The 20,371-nt window shown below is 64.5% G+C and carries 19 protein-coding genes; 12 read left to right on the top strand and 7 right to left on the bottom strand.

The features are described 5' to 3' along the window. Positions 1–50 precede the first annotated feature (50 nt). The 3 genes from AC0L3S_RS15960 to prfA all read left to right on the top strand — a co-directional run bounded on the left by AC0L3S_RS15960 (position 51) and on the right by prfA (position 4,990). The gene (locus tag AC0L3S_RS15960) at positions 51–1,307 is read left to right on the top strand and encodes an aspartate kinase (protein WP_473279744.1); all 1,257 of its coding nucleotides are present in this window, start codon (positions 51–53) and stop codon (positions 1,305–1,307) included. A 269-nt stretch (positions 1,308–1,576) separates the two neighbouring features. Beyond that, a complete protein-coding gene (ptsP, locus tag AC0L3S_RS15965) occupies positions 1,577–3,844 on the top strand; it encodes a phosphoenolpyruvate--protein phosphotransferase (protein WP_473279747.1) in 2,268 nt (755 codons plus the stop codon). Positions 3,845–3,904: 60 nt separating this feature from the next. Continuing rightward, entirely contained in the window at positions 3,905–4,990 is a 1,086-nt protein-coding gene (gene prfA / locus AC0L3S_RS15970; protein WP_473279749.1) for a peptide chain release factor 1, read from the top strand. Positions 4,991–5,005: 15 nt separating this feature from the next. On the opposite strand, the gene AC0L3S_RS15975 is transcribed toward prfA, so the two are convergent. Both AC0L3S_RS15975 and AC0L3S_RS15980 read right to left on the bottom strand, forming a co-directional pair. Then, on the bottom strand, positions 5,006–5,488 hold the full coding sequence (locus AC0L3S_RS15975; protein WP_027515133.1) for a MarR family winged helix-turn-helix transcriptional regulator: 483 nt from the start codon (positions 5,486–5,488) through the stop codon (positions 5,006–5,008). Between the two features lie 112 nt (positions 5,489–5,600). Beyond that, on the bottom strand, positions 5,601–6,215 hold the full coding sequence (locus tag AC0L3S_RS15980) for a hypothetical protein (RefSeq protein ID WP_473279751.1): 615 nt from the start codon (positions 6,213–6,215) through the stop codon (positions 5,601–5,603). Positions 6,216–6,466: 251 nt separating this feature from the next. Here AC0L3S_RS15980 and AC0L3S_RS15985 point away from each other — a divergent pair, with 251 nt between their 5' ends. The 4 genes from AC0L3S_RS15985 (at position 6,467) to AC0L3S_RS16000 (ending at position 11,330) form a co-directional block, all read left to right on the top strand. Then, positions 6,467–7,801 carry a substrate-binding protein gene (locus AC0L3S_RS15985; protein ID WP_473279753.1) on the top strand — a complete coding sequence of 445 codons (1,335 nt, stop codon included), beginning with the start codon at positions 6,467–6,469 and terminating at the stop codon, positions 7,799–7,801. A gap of 99 nt (positions 7,802–7,900) precedes the next feature. Continuing rightward, positions 7,901–8,776 (top strand): branched-chain amino acid ABC transporter permease, encoded by an 876-nt coding sequence (locus AC0L3S_RS15990; protein ID WP_473279755.1) that lies wholly within the window; start codon positions 7,901–7,903, stop codon positions 8,774–8,776. 11 nt (positions 8,777–8,787) lie between these two features. Next, entirely contained in the window at positions 8,788–10,635 is a 1,848-nt protein-coding gene (locus AC0L3S_RS15995; RefSeq protein ID WP_473279757.1) for a branched-chain amino acid ABC transporter ATP-binding protein/permease, read from the top strand. After that, positions 10,632–11,330, top strand: coding sequence for an ABC transporter ATP-binding protein (locus AC0L3S_RS16000; RefSeq protein ID WP_473264227.1), 699 nt, complete (start codon positions 10,632–10,634; stop codon positions 11,328–11,330). Before AC0L3S_RS15995 ends, AC0L3S_RS16000 begins: the two co-directional genes overlap by 4 nt. On the opposite strand, the gene AC0L3S_RS16005 is transcribed toward AC0L3S_RS16000, so the two are convergent. Further along, positions 11,327–11,746: an HIT family protein gene (locus AC0L3S_RS16005; RefSeq protein ID WP_473279759.1), complete on the bottom strand. Its 420-nt coding sequence runs from the start codon at positions 11,744–11,746 to the stop codon at positions 11,327–11,329. The genes AC0L3S_RS16000 and AC0L3S_RS16005 overlap by 4 nt on opposite strands. A 90-nt stretch (positions 11,747–11,836) precedes the next feature. Between AC0L3S_RS16005 and prmC the strand changes: the two genes are divergently transcribed. Both prmC and AC0L3S_RS16015 read left to right on the top strand, forming a co-directional pair. Beyond that, a complete protein-coding gene (gene prmC / locus AC0L3S_RS16010) occupies positions 11,837–12,730 on the top strand; it encodes a peptide chain release factor N(5)-glutamine methyltransferase (RefSeq protein WP_473264225.1) in 894 nt (297 codons plus the stop codon). Positions 12,731–13,192: 462 nt separating this feature from the next. Further along, positions 13,193–13,978 carry a DUF4167 domain-containing protein gene (locus tag AC0L3S_RS16015; RefSeq protein ID WP_473279761.1) on the top strand — a complete coding sequence of 262 codons (786 nt, stop codon included), beginning with the start codon at positions 13,193–13,195 and terminating at the stop codon, positions 13,976–13,978. 74 nt (positions 13,979–14,052) lie between these two features. Here AC0L3S_RS16015 and AC0L3S_RS16020 read toward each other — a convergent pair whose 3' ends face one another. Next, on the bottom strand, positions 14,053–14,799 hold the full coding sequence (locus AC0L3S_RS16020) for a class I SAM-dependent methyltransferase (protein ID WP_027515124.1): 747 nt from the start codon (positions 14,797–14,799) through the stop codon (positions 14,053–14,055). A gap of 108 nt (positions 14,800–14,907) precedes the next feature. On the opposite strand from AC0L3S_RS16020, the gene gloB reads away from it, so the two are divergent. Both gloB and AC0L3S_RS16030 read left to right on the top strand, forming a co-directional pair. Continuing rightward, positions 14,908–15,675, top strand: coding sequence for a hydroxyacylglutathione hydrolase (gene gloB / locus AC0L3S_RS16025; RefSeq protein WP_473264223.1), 768 nt, complete (start codon positions 14,908–14,910; stop codon positions 15,673–15,675). Between the two features lie 37 nt (positions 15,676–15,712). Then, entirely contained in the window at positions 15,713–16,135 is a 423-nt protein-coding gene (locus tag AC0L3S_RS16030) for a cupin domain-containing protein (RefSeq protein ID WP_473279763.1), read from the top strand. Between the two features lie 34 nt (positions 16,136–16,169). On the opposite strand, the gene yddG is transcribed toward AC0L3S_RS16030, so the two are convergent. The 3 genes from yddG to AC0L3S_RS16045 form a co-directional block, all read right to left on the bottom strand. Continuing rightward, a complete protein-coding gene (gene yddG, locus AC0L3S_RS16035) occupies positions 16,170–17,039 on the bottom strand; it encodes an aromatic amino acid exporter YddG (protein WP_473279765.1) in 870 nt (289 codons plus the stop codon). A gap of 182 nt (positions 17,040–17,221) precedes the next feature. Beyond that, the gene (phbB, locus tag AC0L3S_RS16040; RefSeq protein ID WP_473264220.1) at positions 17,222–17,947 is read right to left on the bottom strand and encodes an acetoacetyl-CoA reductase; all 726 of its coding nucleotides are present in this window, start codon (positions 17,945–17,947) and stop codon (positions 17,222–17,224) included. Between the two features lie 241 nt (positions 17,948–18,188). Next, entirely contained in the window at positions 18,189–19,367 is a 1,179-nt protein-coding gene (locus AC0L3S_RS16045; RefSeq protein WP_275172698.1) for an acetyl-CoA C-acetyltransferase, read from the bottom strand. Positions 19,368–19,671: 304 nt separating this feature from the next. Between AC0L3S_RS16045 and phaR the strand changes: the two genes are divergently transcribed. After that, on the top strand, positions 19,672–20,268 hold the full coding sequence (gene phaR / locus AC0L3S_RS16050) for a polyhydroxyalkanoate synthesis repressor PhaR (RefSeq protein WP_473279767.1): 597 nt from the start codon (positions 19,672–19,674) through the stop codon (positions 20,266–20,268). Positions 20,269–20,371 lie beyond the last annotated feature (103 nt).

Genomic DNA, 20,371 nt, shown 5'->3' on the forward strand with positions numbered 1-20,371 from the left:
GTCCAGCGCGGTCACCATACTTATCCTTATGAGGGAATGCACGCGTCGTCATGAGCCGCCTCGTGATGAAATTCGGCGGCACATCCGTCGCCAACATCGAACGTATCCGCAACGTCGCACGCCATGTGAAGCGTGAGGTCGACGCCGGCCATGAAGTGGCCGTGGTCGTCTCAGCGATGTCCGGTAAAACCAACGAGCTGGTGGCCTGGTGCACCGAGGCTTCGCCGATGCACGACGCGCGCGAATACGACGCCGTGGTCGCATCGGGCGAACAGGTGACGTCCGGCCTGCTGGCCATCGTGCTTCAGGGCATGGGTATCCAGGCCCGCTCCTGGCAGGGCTGGCAGATCCCGATCACGACCAGCGACGCCCATGCCTCGGCCCGGATCGAGGGTATCGACGGCGGCGAGATCATCAAGCGCTTCAGGGAGCGCAAGGAAGTCGCCGTGATCGCCGGCTTCCAGGGCATCAACCCCGAGACCAACCGCATTACCACGCTCGGCCGCGGCGGCTCCGACACCTCGGCCGTGGCGATCGCCGCCGCCGTCAAGGCGGACCGCTGCGACATCTACACCGATGTCGACGGTGTCTACACAACCGATCCACGAATCGTGCCGAAAGCGCGCCGGCTCGACAAGATCGCGTTCGAAGACATGCTGGAGCTGGCATCCCAGGGCGCCAAGGTGCTCCAGGTCCGCTCAGTGGAACTCGGCATGGTCCACAACATGCCGATTTTCGTCCGCTCGAGCTTCGACAAGCCCGAGGATATCGACCCGCATGCCAACCAGCCGCCCGGCACGCTGATCTGCAGCGAGGAGGAGATCATGGAAAGCCACGTCGTCACCGGCATCGCCTTTTCGAAGGACGAGGCCCAGATCTCGGTACGCCAGATCGAGGACAAGCCCGGCGTGGCGGCGTCGATCTTCGGCCCGCTCGCGGATGCCAACATCAACGTCGACATGATCGTGCAGAACGTCTCCGAGGACGGCAAGACCACCGACCTCACCTTCACGGTGCCGGCCGCCGACTACACCAGGGCCAAGGAGACGATCACCGCGGCCAAGAGCCAGATCAATTATGCCCGGCTCGACACCGCGACCGATGTCGCCAAGATCTCGGTGATCGGCAGCGGCATGCGCAGCCATGCCGGCGTTGCCGCCCAAGCGTTCTCGGCCCTCGCGGGACGGAATATCAACATCCGGGCCATTACAACCTCCGAGATCAAATTCTCGGTTCTGATCGACACCGCCTATACCGAGCTTGCGGTGCGCACCCTGCACACGCTCTACGGTCTCGATCAGTCTTAGGCTAATTTTCTCTTAGCGGTCGCAGCAAACGCTGGGGTCTCCACACTTTCGCGTTTGGCAGGCGTTTTGCTTGGCAAAACAAGCCCCAATTCGCTATACGGCGAACAGGGTGGGCTGCCGGAAACTGTGCCCCAGTTGAGGCGGTGCTGATTCGGCTCAGGCAACCGCCGGGGCCGGCGCCGGACGAGCAAACTTGTTGTTTTTCTGGATTTCTGGGCGAGCCGCCGCGGGTCCTTTCGGCCCCGGCAGACGGAGGAGATTGACGGTTCATGCGGAGCGCGTCGGGAGGTCCCCGCGTCTTGTTGAGACGGCTCCGCGAAACCATGGCGGAGCAGGTCTCGGCCCAAGAGCGGCTGGACAAGATCGTGGTGCTGATCGCCGCCAACATGGTGGCCGAGGTGTGCTCGGTCTATGTGCTGCGCGTCGACAACACGCTCGAGCTCTATGCCACCGAAGGCCTCAATCGCGAGGCAGTGCACCACACCGTGCTCAGCGCCCATGAGGGCCTTGTCGGTCTGGTCGCCAGCGAGGCAACGCCTCTCAATTTGAGCGACGCGCAGAGCCATCCGGCCTTCTCGTTCCGCCCGGAGACCGGCGAAGAGATCTACCACTCCTTTCTCGGTGTGCCGATCCTGCGGGCCGGCAACACGCTCGGGGTGCTGGTGGTGCAGAACCGCGCCAAGCGCAACTATGTCGAGGAGGAGCTCGAGGCGCTTCAGACCACCGCGATGGTGCTGGCGGAGCTGATCGCCTCCGGCGAGCTGTCTGCGCTGGCCCAGCCGGGCCATGAGCCCGCGGCGCGTCATTCGGCGCAGAAGGTCGGCGCCATCCTGTCGGAAGGCATCGCACTCGGCCATGTCGTGCTGCACGAGCCGCGCGTCGTCATCAAGGACTACATCGCCGAGGACCTGCCGAAGGAGATCAAGCGGCTCGACACCGCGCTCGCCAAGCTACGGGCCGATCTCGACCGCATGCTGGAGCGCGGCGACGTGGCGGAAGGCGGCGAGCATCGCGAGGTGCTGGAAGCCTACCGCATGTTCGCCAACGACCAGGGCTGGTCGCACAAGCTGCACGAGGCGGTCGCCACCGGCCTCACGGCGGAAGCCGCCGTCGAGCGTGTGCAATCCGACACCCGCGCGCGCATGCTGCGCTCGACCGATCCCTATTTGCGCGACCGGCTGCATGATCTCGAGGATCTCGGCTATCGCCTGATGCGGCAGCTGGTCGGCCAGGATCACGCGCCGTCACGCGAACAATTGCCCGACAATGCCATCGTCATCGCGCGCGCGATGGGCCCGGCGGCGCTGCTCGACTACGACCGCAAGCGCCTGCGCGGCATCATATTGGAGGAAGGCACCGCCAATTCCCACGTTTCGATCGTGGCGCGCGCGCTCGGCATTCCCGCGGTCGGCGAAGTCCCGAACGCGCCCGGTATCGCGGATCCCGGCGACGCCGTCATCGTCGACGGCACCTCCGGCATGATCTATGTGCGCCCATCGCAGGAGGTCGAGGCGGCCTTCGCGGAGCGCGTGCGCTTCCGCGCCCGCCGCCAGGCCCAGTATCTGGCGTTGCGCGACCTGCCCTGCGTCACCAAAGACGGCCAGAAGGTCGAGCTGATGATCAATGCGGGTCTCGCGATCGACCTGCCGCATATCGAAGACACCGGCAGCGCCGGCATCGGCCTGTTCCGCACCGAGCTGCAATTCATGGTCGGCCAGAGCCTGCCGCGCACCAGCGACCAGCTCGCGCTCTATCGCACCGTGCTGGATGCCGCCGGCACCAAGCCCGTCACCTTCCGCACCCTCGACATCGGCGGCGACAAGGCGCTGCCTTATATGGAAGCGGTGATCGAGGAGAATCCAGCGCTCGGATGGCGCGCGATCCGTCTCGGGCTCGACCGTCCCGGCCTGTTGCGCGGCCAGATCCGCGCGCTGCTGCGCGCCGGCGGCGGACGCGCGCTGCGCATCATGTTCCCGATGATCTCGGAGGTCGGTGAATTCGATTCGGCGAAGGCGCTGGTCGAACGCGAGCTGACCTATCTGCGCCAGCACGGCCACACGCTGCCTGAAAGAATCGACATCGGCACCATGGTCGAGGTACCGGCGCTGCTCTATCAGCTCGACGAGCTCCTCAAGAAGGTCGACTTCATCTCAGTCGGCTCCAACGATCTGTTCCAGTTCCTGTTCGCGGTCGACCGCGGCAACGCAAAGGTCTCCGAGCGCTTCGACACCATGTCGGCGCCGATCCTGCGCGCGCTGCGCGACATTGCGCGCAAGTCGCAAGAGGCGAAGAAATCGCTGTCGCTCTGCGGCGAGATGGCGTCGAAGCCGATCGGCGCGCTCGCGCTGATCGCGATGGGCTATCGCTCGCTGTCGCTCTCCGCCACCGCGCTCGGCCCGGTCAAGGCGATGGTGATCGATCTCGACGCCAAGAAGGCCGAAGCGATGCTCGGCCCTTTGCTGGACGCGCCCGCCGGCAGCGTCTCGATCCGGCAGAAGCTGACGGAATTTGCCGAGGCCGAAGGCCTGGCGTTGTAGCGGGCCTGTCGCCCCCTTCCTGCCGCCTTCGCCCCTTTCCCGCATTTTGAGACTGAACCCATGTCGTCACTGCCCGAAGCCAAACTGGACGTCCTGCTCGCGCATCACGCCTCGCTCGAGGCCGAATCGCTCGGCCAGCTCGCCTCCGAACGCTATGTGCAGATCACCCGTGAACTCGCCGAGCTCACGCCGCTGATCGAAGCGGTCAAGGCCTATCGTTCGGCGGTCAAGGAGCTCGCCGACACCGAGGCACTGATCGCCGATCCCGCGACCGATGCGGAGATGCGCGCCATGGCGGAGGCCGAGCGCGGCGAGCTGACGCCGAAGATCGAGGAACTGGTCCAGAAAATCCGCGTCGCGCTGCTGCCGAAGGACGCCATGGACGACCGCAACGTGGTGCTGGAAATCCGCGCCGGCACCGGCGGCGACGAGGCTTCGCTGTTCGCCGGCGATTTGTTCCGGATGTACGAGCGCTTCGCGGCGCTGCAGGGCTGGAAGGTCGAGGTGATCTCGGCCAGCGAAGGCAGCGTCGGCGGCTACAAGGAAATCATCGCGGAGGTGCAGGGCCGCGGCGCGTTCTCCAAGCTGAAATTCGAATCCGGCGTGCACAGGGTGCAGCGCGTGCCGGACACCGAGACGCAAGGGCGCATCCACACATCCGCCGCCACCGTCGCCGTGATGCCCGAGGTCGAGGAGGTCGACGTCGAGATCAGGAACGATGATTTGCGTATCGAGACCATGCGCGCCGGAGGCGCCGGCGGCCAGCACGTCAACAAGACCGAATCGGCGATCCGCATCACCCACATCCCGACCGGCATCGTGGTGATGATGCAGGACAGCCGCTCGCAGCACAAGAATCGCGCTTCCGCCATGAACATCCTGCGTTCGCGCATCTACGACGCCGAGCAGCAACGCCTCGACGCGGCGCGCTCGGCCGAGCGCAAGGAGAAGGTCGGCTCCGGCGACCGCAGCGAGCGCATCCGCACCTATAATTTTCCGCAGGGACGCGTCACCGATCACCGCATCAATTTGACGCTCTACAAGCTGCCGCAGGTGATGGCGGGCGAAGCGCTGGGCGAACTGACCGACGCGCTGACCACCGAGCACCAGGCCGCGCAGCTCGCCGCCCAAGGCGCCGCGGCGTGAGGATCTGACGTCGCGTCAGGCCCCGCTGGAGGCGCGGAACGACTTCAGGAGCCGGCTCAATGCCGGGCTCGCGGCGCGGCGGAGCTCCTCGAGGTTCTTCCGAGAAAGCGCCTGGAGCTTCTGCTCACCCTTTTTCGTCAGCTTGAGATGAACGCGTCTGGCATCTTCAGGGTCGGCAATGCGGCTGACCAGCCCGAGCTTCGCCAGGCGGTTGATCAGTTCCACAGCGGAGTGATGCCGGATCAGCAGAAATCGCGCGACATCACCGACGGTCGCAGGACCCGGACGCACAAAGCCCTTGATCCCAAGCAGCGCCTGATGCTGCGTCGGCGTCAATCCCTGCTGTGCTGCGGCTGCCTCGCTGAACGCCAGAAAGCTCCGGATCTGGTAGCGGAACTGCGCCAGCCCAGCATAGTCGGAGTCGCGCATTGTGTGGCCGCGTGAAGGCCCCGCAGGCTTCGCCGCCGTGGACGGCTGCGCCTTCTTCGCCCGAACCATGCCGCGCCCCTCCGTTCGTGCCACTCGGCAACGCGGGCAGCCCAGCCAAAGTAGCAAGCAGCAGCGCGGGGACCAACCAGCGGGAACTCCGGATACACAGCTATCCGTCGATCTATTCGAAGCTGGACAGCAGGATCTTCACCAGGATGACCTGAAACGCGATCGGGATGCGGACGCTTTTCCGCCGGATCGAGCGCTGCAGCGCTCCGGCAATCTCGGAGCTGGTCAAGGTACCGGCGGATGCATTGGTAATCATCTCCGCCCACATCTGCGACAGCGAGCCGCCGGGTGGGATCACCGGCTTGATGGTCACGCCGCAGCCCTGCGCCCAGTCGATGATTTCCCTCATCGTGTGAGGACCGCAATTGCGCGCGGTCGCGAGGCGTTCGGCCGTCAGCGCAAGCAGCAATTCGCGCGAGGGCGACCAGTTCCCCTTCGGCGGCTGCTCGGCGGTGAGCTCGACCGCGAGCTCCTTGAGGACGTTCTGGGCGCGCACGCTCAGCTTCTGCATCGGACCGGGTGCGCGCTTCGCCTGAACGGGGCCGACGACGGGCCCCCGCCGGCCGGCCGGCCAGTTGCGCGGATCGGGCATGCGCGAGGGATCGCCGGACTGCGGTGTCGCGCGCTGCCCGCTCACCTCTTCCGGCCACGCCGTCTCCTGCCGCTCCGCACCTTGCGGCCACGACCGTCGCTTCCGGGTACCCGCCACTGTCGTCTGCCGCGCCATTTCTCTCGCCGAACCCGCCAGCCTCGTACTCACAAAGACTAACATATATCGTGATACGATATGTTTTCATGAGATAATTTTCGGCGTTCGACCAAAGACGAAATTGACAGAAGGCGTTCACAAGCAATGCTTACGCCCAAGAGCTACACGCGGATGTGACGTGCCCGGCGCGGGCAGGCCCTCGAGGCCGGCTGCCGCCGGACAGGTCGTGCTTTGCCTGCAAACAAGAACGATGTTCGGAGGAAACGATCATGACTGACAATCTCATCCGCCGCGGCCTCTCGCGCCGTGGCCTGCTTCAGACCACCGCGGGCCTCATCGGCGGCTCGATGCTGCCGGCGATGCCGGCGTTTGCCGAGGACAAGCCGGCGATCGGCTCCTACCCCGCGGGGGTCTCGGGTTCCACCGCCTTCATCGGCATCTCGGTGCCGCGCACCGGTACCTATGCCGTGCAGGGTGAAGATGAGCTCAAGGGCTATCAACTTGCGATCGAGCACATCAACAGCGGACACGACCTGATCAAGAAGATATCGCCCAAGACCAGCAAGGGCGTGCTCGGCAAGGAGCTGAAGTTCGGCGTCGCTGATTCTGCGGCCAAGCCCAACGAGGCGGTGCAGGCGCAGCAGCGCTTCATCAGCGAGAACAAGGCGATCATGATCACCGGCGGCACGTCGAGCGCCGTTGCGGTGGCGCTGAACAAGCTCGCCCAGCGCGAACACGTGATTTTCGTGTGCGGCATTTCCGGCTCGAACGATACCACTGGCAAGGATTGCGTCCGCTACGGCTTTCGCCAGAACTTCTACGGCCAGACTGCGGCTGCGGCGATTGGCCCGGTGATGGTACGTGAGTTCGGCAAGGGCAAGAAGGCGGCGTATCTGACGCCCGACTACACCTACGGCCACACCGTTACCAAATCGATGCAGGATTTCCTCGCGACGGCCGGCTGGACCACCGTGACCAACCAGGTCGCCCCGCTCGGCGCCCCCGACTATTCCTCATACCTGCTGAACGTCGCGAATTCCGGCGCCGACGTGCTCATCAACGTCAATTGGGGGCACGACGCCGTGCTGTCCACTCAGCAGGCCAAGCAGTTCGGCGTGCTCGACAAGATGAAGCTGGTCGTGCCGTACCAGGTGCCTTTCATCGCACGCGAGACCGGCGGCCTGATGCAAGGCGTCTACGCCGCCACCGACTATTGGTGGACCATCGAGGACAAGTTCCCGCTGGCCAAGATGTTCAACGAAGCATTCGAGAAGAAGTACGGCTACAAGCCGGAATGGGGCGCGGAGAACGCCTATGTCAGCTTCGCCCATTGGGCGCACATGTGCGAGCAGGCCGGCAGCTTCAGTCCGCCTGACGTGATCAAGGCCTACGAGAAGGGCGAGACGATTCCTTCTCTGGTCGGCGACGTGCATTACCGCCCCGAGGATCACCAGTGCGTTCGCCCGGTGATCATCGTCAAGGGCAAGCAGCAGAAGGACATGAAAAACAAGGAAGACTGGTACGACGTCGTCGAGATCGTCCCGGGCGAAGGCCTGATGCAGAAGCCCGACGCTTTCGGCTGCCATCTCGGCGACTACAGCTGAGACCTCGCGAACCCGTGTGACGCCGCGGACTGCACTCCAGTCCCGCGGCGTCACCTTTTTCTGACGCGCACCCTCGCGCGCCACAACAGCGATTGTCGCATGATAAGTTGGCCCAACCTCGTTTCACAGCTGTTCAACGGGCTCGCGCTCGGCGCCCTGCTCGCGCTGATCAGCTCAGGCCTGACCATCATCTACGGCACGCTCGGGGTGCTCAACCTCGCGCACGGCGCGATGTTCATGATCGGCGGCTATGCCGGCTTCGTCGCCTACCAGTACACGGAGTCGTTCATCCTCGCGGTGATCGCGGGCTCCCTGTTCGTGATGCTGCTCGGCGTTCTCATGGAACGCGTCATCATCCGCCATTTCTATCATCGTCCGCACGAGGATCAGCTGCTCGTGACCTTCGGGCTCGGCATTTGCTTCGTCGAGCTCGTGCGCCTGATCTTCTCGAGCCAGTCGCAGCTGGTGCCGCCGCCGGCGCTGTTCCAGGGCATCACCAATCTCGGGTTCATGTTCTACCCGACCTATCGCCTCGCCGTGGTCGGGATCGTCGCGGTCGCGCTCGGCGCGTTGTTCATCGTCCTCTACCGGACCCGGCTGGGCATGATTGTGCGCGCCGGCATCGAGGATTCGGTGATGGTGGATTCGCTCGGCATCAACGTCTACCGCGTCTTCATGATCGTGTTCGGCATCGGCGCAATGGCGGCCGGCTTTGCCGGCATCGTCAATGCGCCGGTGGTTTCGCTGACACCGGGCATCGGTGACGACATCCTGGTCCAGACCTTCGTGGTGGTGGTGATCGGCGGCGTCGGTTCGTTCCCGGGCGCAATTCTCGGCGGCCTGATCGCCGGCGAGATCATCAGCGTCACCTCCATGTTCAACCCCGGCTATGCCTATGTGATGCTGTTTGCGGCGATGACGCTCGTGCTCGTGGTACGACCGCATGGCCTGCTCGGCGTCCAGGGCCGCGAGTAAGCGATCACCTGATGCTCAAGCAACGCCCCTTCCTGATCGAAGCCCTGACTGCGATCGGCTTGATCGCAGCCCCCTTCGTGCTGCCTCATCTCGGCTTCGCGCCGAACACCGTGAACAGGATCCTGGTCTGGGGCCTGTTCGGGCTCGGCTTTGACATCCTGTTCGGTTTCACCGGCCTGCTCTCGTTCGGTCAGTCCGCCTTCTACGGCACCGGCGGCTTCGTCGCCGCCTACCTTCTGACGCGTGCAGGCTTCGGCAACGTGCTGGGCGCGCTGGTCATCGGCATGATCGCGGCCGCCGCGACCGGCTACCTGATCGGCCTGATCGCATTGCGCCGCACCGGCATCTATTTCGCGATGATCACCGTGGCGATCGCGGAGGTGTTCTTCTTCGTCGAGTTCAATCCACTTTCCGATTTCACCGGCGGCGAGAATGGCCTGCCGGGGGTACCGACGCCGAGCTTCGATCTCGGCTTCACCTCCATCCACTTCACCAATGGCTGGTCGCTCTATCAGTTCATTGCGCTGTGCTACTTCGTCGGCGTCGTCATCGCCCTCAGGATCGTGCGCTCGCCGGTCGGCGCGATTCTGAGTGCGATCCGCGACAATCCGCTGCGCGCCACGGCCGTCGGCCATAACATTCACGGCTACAAGCTGACCGCTTTCGTGATCGCAGCCGCTTACGCGGGCTTCGCCGGCGGACTGCTCGGCGTGCTCCAGGCCTTCATGCCGCCCGACGCCTTCACCTTCGACACCTCGGGCCAGCTCGTGATGCAGACGGCCATCGGCGGCAGGGGCACGCTGTTCGGACCGCTGGTCGGCGCAACCGTTTGGCTCTTCCTTCAGGACTTCCTCCAGTCCGCGCTGGGCCTCGGCGCGGCCTGGAAGCTGGTGCTGGGTGTCGTCTTCGTGCTGCTGGTCTGCTTCCTGCGCGGCGGCATCATCGGCGGTCTTGCCGATCTCTACCGCCTCGTCTCAGGCAAGCGAAAGCGAACGGATGCGGAGATGGAGCAGGAGGCCGCTGACGGCGAGGCCGCGCAGCAACTCCCCCCCGCGCCAATGCAGGCGAAGGAGGTCGCGCATCCCGTCTATTCCGGACCGATCCTCAAAGCCACCGGCCTCACCAAGCGCTATGGCGGGCTCATCGCCAACAGCGACATCGATTTCAGCGTCAACCAGGGCGAATTGCGCGGGATCATCGGCCCCAATGGTGCCGGCAAGTCGACCTTCTTCAAGATGCTGACCTGCGAGATCGCGCCGAGCTCTGGTCAGATCGTGTTCGAGGGGCGCGACATCACGGGATTGAAGGTCACCGAGGTTTGCCAGCTCGGACTGACCAAAAGCTACCAGGTCAACCAGCTCTTCACGGGGCTGACGGTGCGGGAGAACCTGACGATCGCCGCGCTGGCCGAGCTGCGCGGGAAATTCCGGCTCGACCTGTTCCGCACGCTCGCCGGCGTCAAGGGCCTGACGGAGCAGGTGGCGCACACGCTCGCTTTGGTGAACCTGGCTCGTCGTGCCGACACGCCCGTGTCCGAGCTTGCGTATGGCGAGAAGCGCAGGCTGGAAATCGGGCTTGCGCTCGCCACGTCGCCGCGCCTGCTGCTGCTTGACGAGCCGCTCGCCGGCATGAGCCCGCGAGAGCGTGTCGAGACCGTCAAGCTGCTCAAGTCGATCGCGCGCGGCCGTACCATGATCATCATCGACCACGACATGGATTCGCTGTTCGAGTTGGTCGAGCGCGTCACCGTGCTCCAGGAAGGCCGGGTGCTGGTCTCCGGCACGCCGGAGGAAATCAAGGCCAACGCCGCCGTCCAAGAAGCCTATCTCGGCGGCGTGCACGGAGAGATCGCGGCATGAGCCTGATCGAGGTCAACGGCCTGAACAGCTATTACGGGGACTCCCACATCCTGTTCGACGTCGCCATGCACGTCGCGCGTCACGAGGTGGTGGCGCTGCTCGGCCGCAACGGCGCTGGCAAGAGCACCACGCTGAAGAGCCTGATGGGTGTCGTGACGCCGCGTAGCGGCAGCGTGAAATTCGACGGCATCGATATCGCCGGGCGCAAGAGCCACAGAATCGCGCAAGCCGGCATGCAGCTCGTGCACGAGGAGCGCCGCATTTTCGGCAGCCTGTCGGTGGAAGAGAATATTCTGCTCGCCGGGATCACGGCGCCCAAACGCTGGCCGCTCGACCGCATCTACGAGATGTTTCCGCGGCTGAAGGAGCGGCGCAACAACCGCGGCACCGAGCTCTCCGGCGGCGAGCAGCAGATGCTCGCGATCGCACGTGCGCTGGTGCGCGATCCCAAGATCGTGCTGCTGGACGAGCCGTTCGAGGGGCTCGCGCCCGTCATCGTCCACGATCTCGTCAAGGCCTGCCGCGAGCTCGCCGCCGCCGGCCAGACCATCGTGCTGGTCGAGCAGAATTTGGCGGCGACGCTGGCGCTGGCGACGCGGATCTACATCATCAACAACGGACACATCGTGCACGAGGGGCCGGCGCGGGAGCTCAAGGCCCAGCCGGAGCTGCTCCAGCGCTATCTCGGCGTCTAGAGAGCGGCGATCATTCGCCTGGCGTGAGCGGCGAGCACCACCATGTCCTCCTTGCGTGTCTGCGCCGGTAGCAGCTCGATTCCGGCCCTCACCGGCATGACGTGCATGTGCAGATGAAAGACCACCTGACCGCTGGCGGGCTCGCTGAACTGCTGAAGGATGATGCCCTCCGCGTCGAACGCCTTCATCGCGGCAATCGCGATGCGCTTGGCGGTTCGGGCGACCGCGGCGAGGTCGTCATCCGCGACGTCGAGGATGCCACGTGCCGGCGCCCGGGGAACGACCAGCGTGTGCCCGGGCGAGCGCGGCATGATATCGAGGAAGGCGAGGCTGTGGTCGTCCCGGAAAACCTCGAAGCAGGGGATCTCGCCACGCAGGATCTTTGCGAAGACGTTCTGATCGTCGTAGGGCGTCATGGACCCTCCTTCGTTTGCGAGGCGGGATCTGACGCGCTCCTTTCCGTTGACGCAAGCAAGCCAGCCGATCTATCCACGATGCCAGGCAGGATGGTTCCATTGGCGACAGATTTCGATCCCGGACATAGCATCGAGAGTGCGCGGCGCGCGCTTGCGGCACGGCTGCAATCGGCCGGCATCGAGCAGCCCGCCCTCGATGCGCGCCTGCTCGTCGGGGCTGCGCTAAGGCTTGATCTGACCGGCATGGTGACGCAGGCGGCCCGGCAACTCGCACCTGAAGAGGCTGCGCGGCTCGAAGCATATGCGCAACGCCGGCTCGCGCATGAGCCGGTCGCCCGCATTCTCGGCGCCCGGGAATTCTGGGGCCTGCCGTTCCAGCTATCCGAGGCGACGCTGGTGCCGCGCCCCGATACCGAGACGGTGGTCGAACTGGCACTCGAAATCTTTCGCGAGCGGCAAGCCCTCCATCGCCCGCGCATCGCCGATATCGGCACCGGCTCCGGCGCCATCCTGCTCGCGCTGCTGCACGAAATTCCCGGCGCCGTCGGCGTCGGCACCGATCTCAGTCTGACCGCGCTCAAGACCGCCAGAGACAACGCCGCGGCTCTGGGCCTCCCCGACCGCGCCAGCTTCGTCGCCTGCTCCTACGCAGCCGCGCTCAGCGGCCCGTTCGACCTCGTCGTGTCGAACCCGCCTTACATCCCGTCGGCCGAAATTCCGAAACTGAGCGTCGAGGTGCGCGAGCACGATCCGCATCTGGCGCTCGACGGCGGCAATGATGGTTACAACGCCTATCGCGCCCTGATCCCGCAGGCGGCTGAACGTCTCGCCCCAGGCGGCGCACTGATCGTCGAGGCCGGACAGGGCCAGGCCCGAAATATTGAAACCTTGATGATTGCTGCCGCGTTGGTCGTGGACAGGTCGCCCAAGGCAGATCTGGCGGGCATCCCACGGGCGGTTTCGGCCCGAAAAATGCCCCCATAAAAGCCGGATTGGGCTGCAAAAAACCTCTTGGAATATCCCTTGGGAACGACTACCTTCCGATCAACACATCGGTGCCGGCCCCGTAGACCTACGGGCGAAAGCCGGGCTCTCGGGCGAGAGCTTACTGATAATGGTTCCAAGCCGCAGGTCCTGTTGAGCGCGATGGCCTTTTGAGCTGCGCTGCTTACCGACCGCAACGTGAACGAAAGCCTGATATTGCGCTTGAAGATTTACGCAACAAAGCAGGGCTTGTTTCGGCAGGCGATATGAATGGGTTCGCTGGCGATGGATGCTGGCGGTGGGGAACGCGTCTTTTGTTGAACGCGACGGTCGACGAACATCGGCAGGGATCAATCCGCTCTTGCGTGCGGTTGCGCGCAAGCGATGTGAACCGCTGTCATCAGGTCACTCTCGGCAATCAGTAATGCGTGCAACCTTTAGGGCTGGAATTAAAGGCAGGACATGAGAAACGGTCAGAACAAGCAGCGGATGCGCAACCGCAACAATAATAATAACAATAACAACAATAATAACCGGCGCGGCCAGAACCCGATGACCCGGGTCTACGAGTCCAACGGACCCGACATCAAGATCCGCGGCACGGCTTCGCATATTGCTGAAAAGTATCTCCAACTCGCGCGCGACGCGCGCTCCTCCGGAGACCCCGTTGCGGCCGAGAACTACTACCAGCATGCCGAGCATTACTTTCGCCTGATCGCGACGGCTCAGGAACAGTTCCGGCAGAACCAGCAGCCGCGCGGCGACGAGCCCATCAGCAACAGCAGCGGCGACGACGGCGAGGACGACGGCGAGAATTTCTCGAACTTCGGCCAGGAGCCGGGTTTTGTCCCACAGCCGCCACCGCAGCCCTTCACGCGCGACCGCGACGGCCAGCGCGATCATCAGCCGCGTGATCATCAGCCCCGCGACAACCACTATCAGCGCGACAACCAGCAGCCGCGCGAGCATCGCGAACGCGACCATCGTCCGCAGCCGCAATATCAGCCGCAGCCGCTGCCGCTGAACCAGCCCCAGCCCGTCGTCGCCGACGCGGTCAGCGTCGATCGTCTGCCCTCCTTCATCACCGGCCCGCAGCCGCAGGTGAGCGGCGGCGCGCCCGGCCAGGCCGGCTTCGAGGGTGGTGGTGGCGAGCGCTTTCCGCGGCGGCGCCGCCGGCCGAATGGCCCGCGCCCCGAGCGCGAAGCCGCTCCGGCTGCCTCGAGCGACGAAGTGGCCCCCGGCGAGTAAACCTTTCGCCGGACATCCTGCGCCAAATCCTGATCTGAATTGAATCGTCCCGGCATGTCCGGGACGATTTGTTTTTAGCTGCGCGTCGCCGTCGTCGAGGACGGTACCAGCACCGGCTTCGCCAGCGAGGGAATCAGCCGCGCCCGCTCGCGCTTGGCGGGGATCGCGCGGTAGACCTGCTTGGTCGCCTCGACGATGTGCACGCCGGCAAAGGGCAGCGACAGCGCCGCGCCGGCGCGCTCCCACATCTGTGCGGATTTCAGCACCCAGCCGCCGGCATAGGGCGGCATGAACAGCGCCTCGCCCCAGGCGGTCGGGGTGAACCAGGTCTGGCGCAACAGGTCGGTGATCTGCGAGCGCGAATAGGGCCGGCCGTGACCGAACGGCGTGCTGTCGGTGCGGGTCCACACCCCGCGCCGGTTCGGGATGACCGCAATCACGCGACCGGAGGGCGACAGCACACGCCATGCCTCACGGAGCAGCGCGGCCGGATCGTCCGACATTTCCAGTGCGTGGACCAGCAGGATGCGATCGACCGCGGCGTCGGGAAGCGGCAGCGAGAACTCATCCACCAGCGAGGCGAGCGCCGGCCGTCCCGTCGGCCATTTCAGGACGCCTTGGGCCGACGGCATGAAGGCGATGCAGCGCTCCGCGTCCTCGCGGAACAACCCGAGATAGGGCGTGGGATAGCCGAAGCCGAGCACCCGCTGGCCATCGACGCGCGGCCAGCGCTCCCGAATGCCGCGATTGATCATTTGCCGCGCCACAATCCCGAGGCGACGGGAGTAGAACTCGCGGAGGTCGACGACATCAATGGTCATGACCGCAATGTAACATGCACGAGGTGGCCCCCGCGCGCGGAATATTGCATTGCCTGCGCAACGTTAACGCCATATTTGTCTGACGGTGCTGAGCGCGATGGAGATGACATGGCCGCCGAAATTCGTACTTTCACCTGTTTAAACGACAATTTCGGTTATCTGATCCACGATGTGGACACCAAGGCGACCGCGTCGATCGACGCGCCGGAGGCCGGCCCCATCGTGAAGGCGCTCGAGCGCGAGGGCTGGCAGCTCACCGATATCCTGATCACCCATCATCATGGCGATCATGTCGGCGGGGTCGCCGAACTCAAGCAGAAATACAATTGCCGCGTCGTCGCGCCGCATGACAAGACGACCAAAATCGCAGACGTCGACCTGCGCGTCGCCAATGCCGAAATCGTCAAGGTCGGCAGCTTGCTGGGGCGCGTACTGGAGACGCCCGGCCACACGCTCGACCACATCTCCTACGTGTTCGACACCGAGAAAGCGCTGTTCGCCGCCGACACGCTGTTCTCGATCGGCTGCGGCCGCGTGTTCGAGGGCACCTATCCGATGATGTGGGATTCGCTTCTGAAGCTGCGTGCCCTGCCCGACGACTTCAAGCTCTATTGCGGCCATGAATACACGGCGTCCAACGTCAAGTTCGCACTGACCGTCGACCCCGACAATGCGGCGCTGCAGGCGCGCGCGGCGGAGGTCGCGAGGTTGCGGGCCGAGAACAAGCCGACCATTCCCTCGCTACTTGGTGACGAGAAGCGGACAAACGTGTTCCTGCGCGCCGACGAACCCTCGGTCGCAGCCAGGCTGCACATGAAGGGCGCGGATGCCACCGCGGTGTTCGGCGAGCTGCGCGAGCGCAAGAACAAGTCCTGAAGATCAAATCTTGAAAAGCAAATCCTGACGGGAATCGATGCCGACCGCAGCCGAGATCATCGCGCGCCTCGAACTCCGCCCGCATCCCGAGGGCGGACATTACCGCGAGACGTTTCGCGACCAGACCACGGACGCCAACGGCCGCGCGCGTTCGACCCTGATCTATTTCCTGCTTGCGCGCGGCGAGCGCTCGCACTGGCATCGCATCGATGCGGTCGAGAGCTGGCACTATTACGCCGGCAGCCCGCTGATGCTGCGCATCGCCCATGACGGCTGCTCCCAGCACGAGGTGCGGCTCGGCACGGATCTGTTGAACGGCGAGCGGCCACAGGCGATCGTGCCGGCGGATGCGTGGCAGACGGCGGAGACCACCGGCGAGTGGACCCTGGTCGGCTGCACCGTGGCGCCAGCATTCGAGTTCGCCAAGTTCGAACTCGCGCCGAAGGGTTGGGAGCCTTAAGGCACCGTCGCTCCGGCTTGCGCCGGCAATGACGCTATCGCTTCCGCAGCACCATGTCCTTCGCGGCGATCAGGCCGCCGCCGGCGATCAGGATCGCGGCGACGGCGATATTGGCGCTGGCATTAGCGAATCCGGCGGCGATGAGGAAGCCGGTCGAGAGCAGCGGCGTCGCGTACGACGCGGCGCCGAGCACGCGGATGTCGCCGCGCTTCATGCCGATGTCCCAGGCGTAGAACGCAGCACCGACGGGACCGATGCCGAGCGCGATGACGGAGAGCCATTGCAAGCTCGTGTCCGGCCACACCGTGGTTTCAAGCAGTCCATGCATCAGCGCGGCGAGCATCGCGGTGGCGAGGCAGAATCCCGCGACCGCATCCGTCGGCACCGCCTTCAATCGCCGCGACAATACCGAATAGATCGCCCACACGAAGGCTGCGATGAAGGCCGCGGCCAATCCCGGCAATTGTCCCTGCGTGAAGCCGGAGGTGTTCCCGGCGAACAGCAGCACGGTGCCGACGAGGCCGAGCACGGCGCCGACGACGTGATGCACGGCAAGTCGCTCGCCCGGCAGAAACGACGAGAACAGCACGATCAGGAGCGGCCACAGATAATTCAGCAGGCCGGCTTCAGCCGGCGGCGCAAAACGCAGCGCGAGGAAATACAGCGCATGATAGCCGAACAGTCCGCCGACGCCGACGGCCCACACGGCCAGCGGCTGACGCAGGCTCTTGGTCGCCTCGCCGCGGCCGATCCAGGTGAGCAGGCCGACCAGACCGCCGATGGCGAACGTCATCGCGGCCAGCTGGAAGGCCGGGATCTTTCCGGTCGCCACCGTCATCATCGACAGCAGCGACCACATCAGGATCGCCGTCAATCCGATCAGCGTCGCGGTGCGGGGAGTCATTTGGCCAAATACTCTCGTCATGGCCGGGCAGAGCCGTCTGAAGGACGGCGTTGCTTCCGATCGCCTATGTCCCGGCCATCCACATTCTTTTGTGGCGACGGTTGTTGTAAGGCCGTGGATGCCCGGGACAAGCCCGGGCATGACGAGTCGTTGGCTTTACGATCGAACGTGATGCCTGCGCATCACACCATGTATTGGCCGCCGTTGACGGTCAGCGTCGAGCCGGTGATGGCACCGGCCTCATCGGCGGCAAGGAACACGACTGCGCGCGCGATTTCCTCGGGCTCACCGAGACGGCCGATTGGGATCAGCGGCAAGATGGCCTTTTCCAGCACGTCCTTCGGCACCGCCTGCACCATCTCGGTGTTGATATAGCCGGGGCAGATCGCATTGACGGTCACACCGGCCTTGGCATTCTCCAGCGCGAGCGCCTTGGTGAAGCCGATCTCGCCGGCCTTGGCCGCGGAATAGTTCACCTGACCGAACTGGCCCTTCTGCCCGTTGATCGAGGAGATGTTGATGATGCGGCCGAACTTGCGTCCGCGCATGCCCTCGATGACCTGGCGCGACATGTTGAACAGCGAGCCGAGATTGGTGCCGATCACGGCGCTCCATTGCTCGAGGCTCATCTTGTGGAAGGCGCCGTCCTTGGTGATGCCGGCATTGTTGACGAGCACGTCGATCGGGCCGACCTCGGCCTCGACCTTCTTCACGCCCTCGGCGCAGGCATCGAAACTGCTGACGTCCCATTTGTAGACGGCGATGCCGGTCTCGGCCTTGAACGTCTCCGCCGCCGCGTCGTTGCCGGCATAGCTCGCCGCCACCTTGTAGCCGGCCGCCTTCAGCGCCTTGCTGATCGCAGCTCCGATGCCCCGCGTACCACCCGTCACCAATGCAACACGTGCCATATCGTATTTCCTTCCCTTGGACTCTTCGGACGTTTCTGTGTGATCGTTTTTAACGGTGGATTATGCGGTTGGTTTGACGGACATCAAGAACAAAACGCCCGGCGTCGAGCCGGGCGTTTCTCTTTAGTCGAGGCTTGTACGGTTGCGAAGAATATTTGATTTGCAACGGCTGCCTTTTTAATCGCGTGCAACGCACTCAGTCACGTGTGCAGCGCACGCACAAATGACGCGTCAACTATTCTCAGTCGCGCGCCACACACATCGCGATTCCCATGCCGCCGCCGATGCACAGCGTGGCGAGGCCCTTCTTCGAATCCCGCTTCTGCATCTCGTGCAGCAGCGTCACCAGCACGCGCGCGCCGGAGGCACCGACCGGATGGCCGATCGCGATCGCGCCGCCGTTGACGTTGACCTTGGAGGTATCCCAGCCGAGGTCCTTGTTGACGGCACAGGCCTGCGCCGCGAAGGCTTCGTTGGCCTCGATCAGGTCGAGATCGCCGACGTTCCAGCCAGCCTTCTTCAGCGCGGCGCGCGAGGCCGGGATCGGGCCCGAGCCCATGATCTTCGGATCGACGCCCGCCTGCGCCCAGGACACGATGCGCGCGAGCGGCTTCTTGCCTTCCTTGGCGGCCTGCCTGGCCGTCATCAGCACCACGGCGGCAGCGCCGTCATTGATGCCAGAAGCAGAGCCCGCGGTGACCGTGCCGTCCTTCTCGAAGGCGGGGCGAAGCTTCGCCATCGCGTCGACCGTTGCGCCATGGCGCGGATATTCGTCGGCGCTGACGACGACATCGCCCTTGCGTCCCTTGATGGTGACGGGAACGATTTCGTCGTTGAATTTACCGGCCTTCTGCGCAGCTTCCGCCTTCTGCTGCGAGGCGACCGCGAACTCGTCCTGCTGGGCGCGGGTGATCTGCCACTGCCGCGCGACGTTCTCGGCGGTGTTGCCCATGTGATAGCCGTTGAAGGCGTCCCACAGACCGTCCTTGATCATGGTGTCGATGAATTCGACAGCACCCATCTTGACGCCGCCGCGCAGATACTGGGCGTGCGGAGCCATGCTCATGGATTCCTGGCCGCCGGCGACCACGATCTCGGAATCGCCGTTGAGCAGCGCCTGATAGCCGAGCGCAACGGTGCGCAGGCCCGAACCGCAGAGCTGGTTGACGCCCCAGGCCGGGCTCTCGACCGGAATGCCGGCATTGATCGAAGCCTGACGGGCCGGGTTCTGGCCTTGGGCGGCGGTCAGGATCTGGCCCATGATGACTTCGGAGACCCGGCCGGGCTCGATGCCGCCGCGCTCCAGCGCGGCCTTGATGGCAATGGCGCCGAGATCATGGGCGGGAAGGGTTGCGAACGCTCCGTTGAAGCTTCCGACCGGGGTGCGGGCGGCGCTGACGATGACGACATCGTCTGACATGGGCATCTCCTGGGTTGTATGGGGGCAGACGGGGCTGGGGAAACGGCTCGCCAGTCTCGGACGGCATCCTGTTAACGTCGTTGAGGCATGTCAATCGGCCGGCGGCCGAATTCATCCCGCAGCGCATTCAAAATAGCGTTCTTGGCGCTTTCGCAAGCACGTTTTTGCTGCCCGATTAACCGTGGCGCACAAAACGGTAGCGTGACCCCTTTGAAAATGCTTATTTTGTTGCGTTGCGTACTCTTCCCGCCCTGCGGCATAGCCCGTCAGGTTCCCGTTCTCCGCGTCTTGCAAGTGAGAGCCCATGGCGAAATCAGACCAACCCACCACAATCAAGAAATACGCGAACCGCCGGCTCTATAACACCGGGACGAGCACTTACGTGACGCTGGAAGACCTCGCCTCCATGGTCAAGGACGGCGAAGATTTCCTGGTCTACGACGCCAAGACCGGCGACGACATCACCCGCTCCGTGCTTGCCCAGATCATCTTCGAGCAGGAGAACAAGGCCGGCCAGAACCTGCTCCCGACCACCTTCTTGCGCCAGCTGATCCGCTTCTACGGCGACAGCATGCAGATGGTGGTGCCGAAATATCTGGAGCAGGCCATCGCGTCGCTCACGCAGGAGCAGGAGAAGTTCCGCAAGCAGATCGCCACCTCGCTGTCCGGAACCCCGTTTGCGCCGCTGGAGGAACAGGTCCGCCGCAACATGGAGCTGTTCCAGCAGACCTTCTCGATGTTCAAGCCTTTCGCGCCCGGTGCGGCCCGCCCCGCGGGCTCCGCGGAGCCGACGCCCGAGCCGACCGCCGAAGCCCCGAAGGACAGCAATATCGACGATCTGCGCCAGCAGATGAAAGACATGCAGGAACGCCTCGAGCGGATGTCGAAGAAGGACGAGTAGGTCTCGTCGTAAGGCGCGCCCCGCGCACCACGGCCGTTTGCGTTGCTCACGAACCACAACGATGTCGTCCTGGCGAAAGCCAGGACCCATACCGCGTGATTTA

The organism is Bradyrhizobium sp. Ken01 (assembly GCF_055807355.1).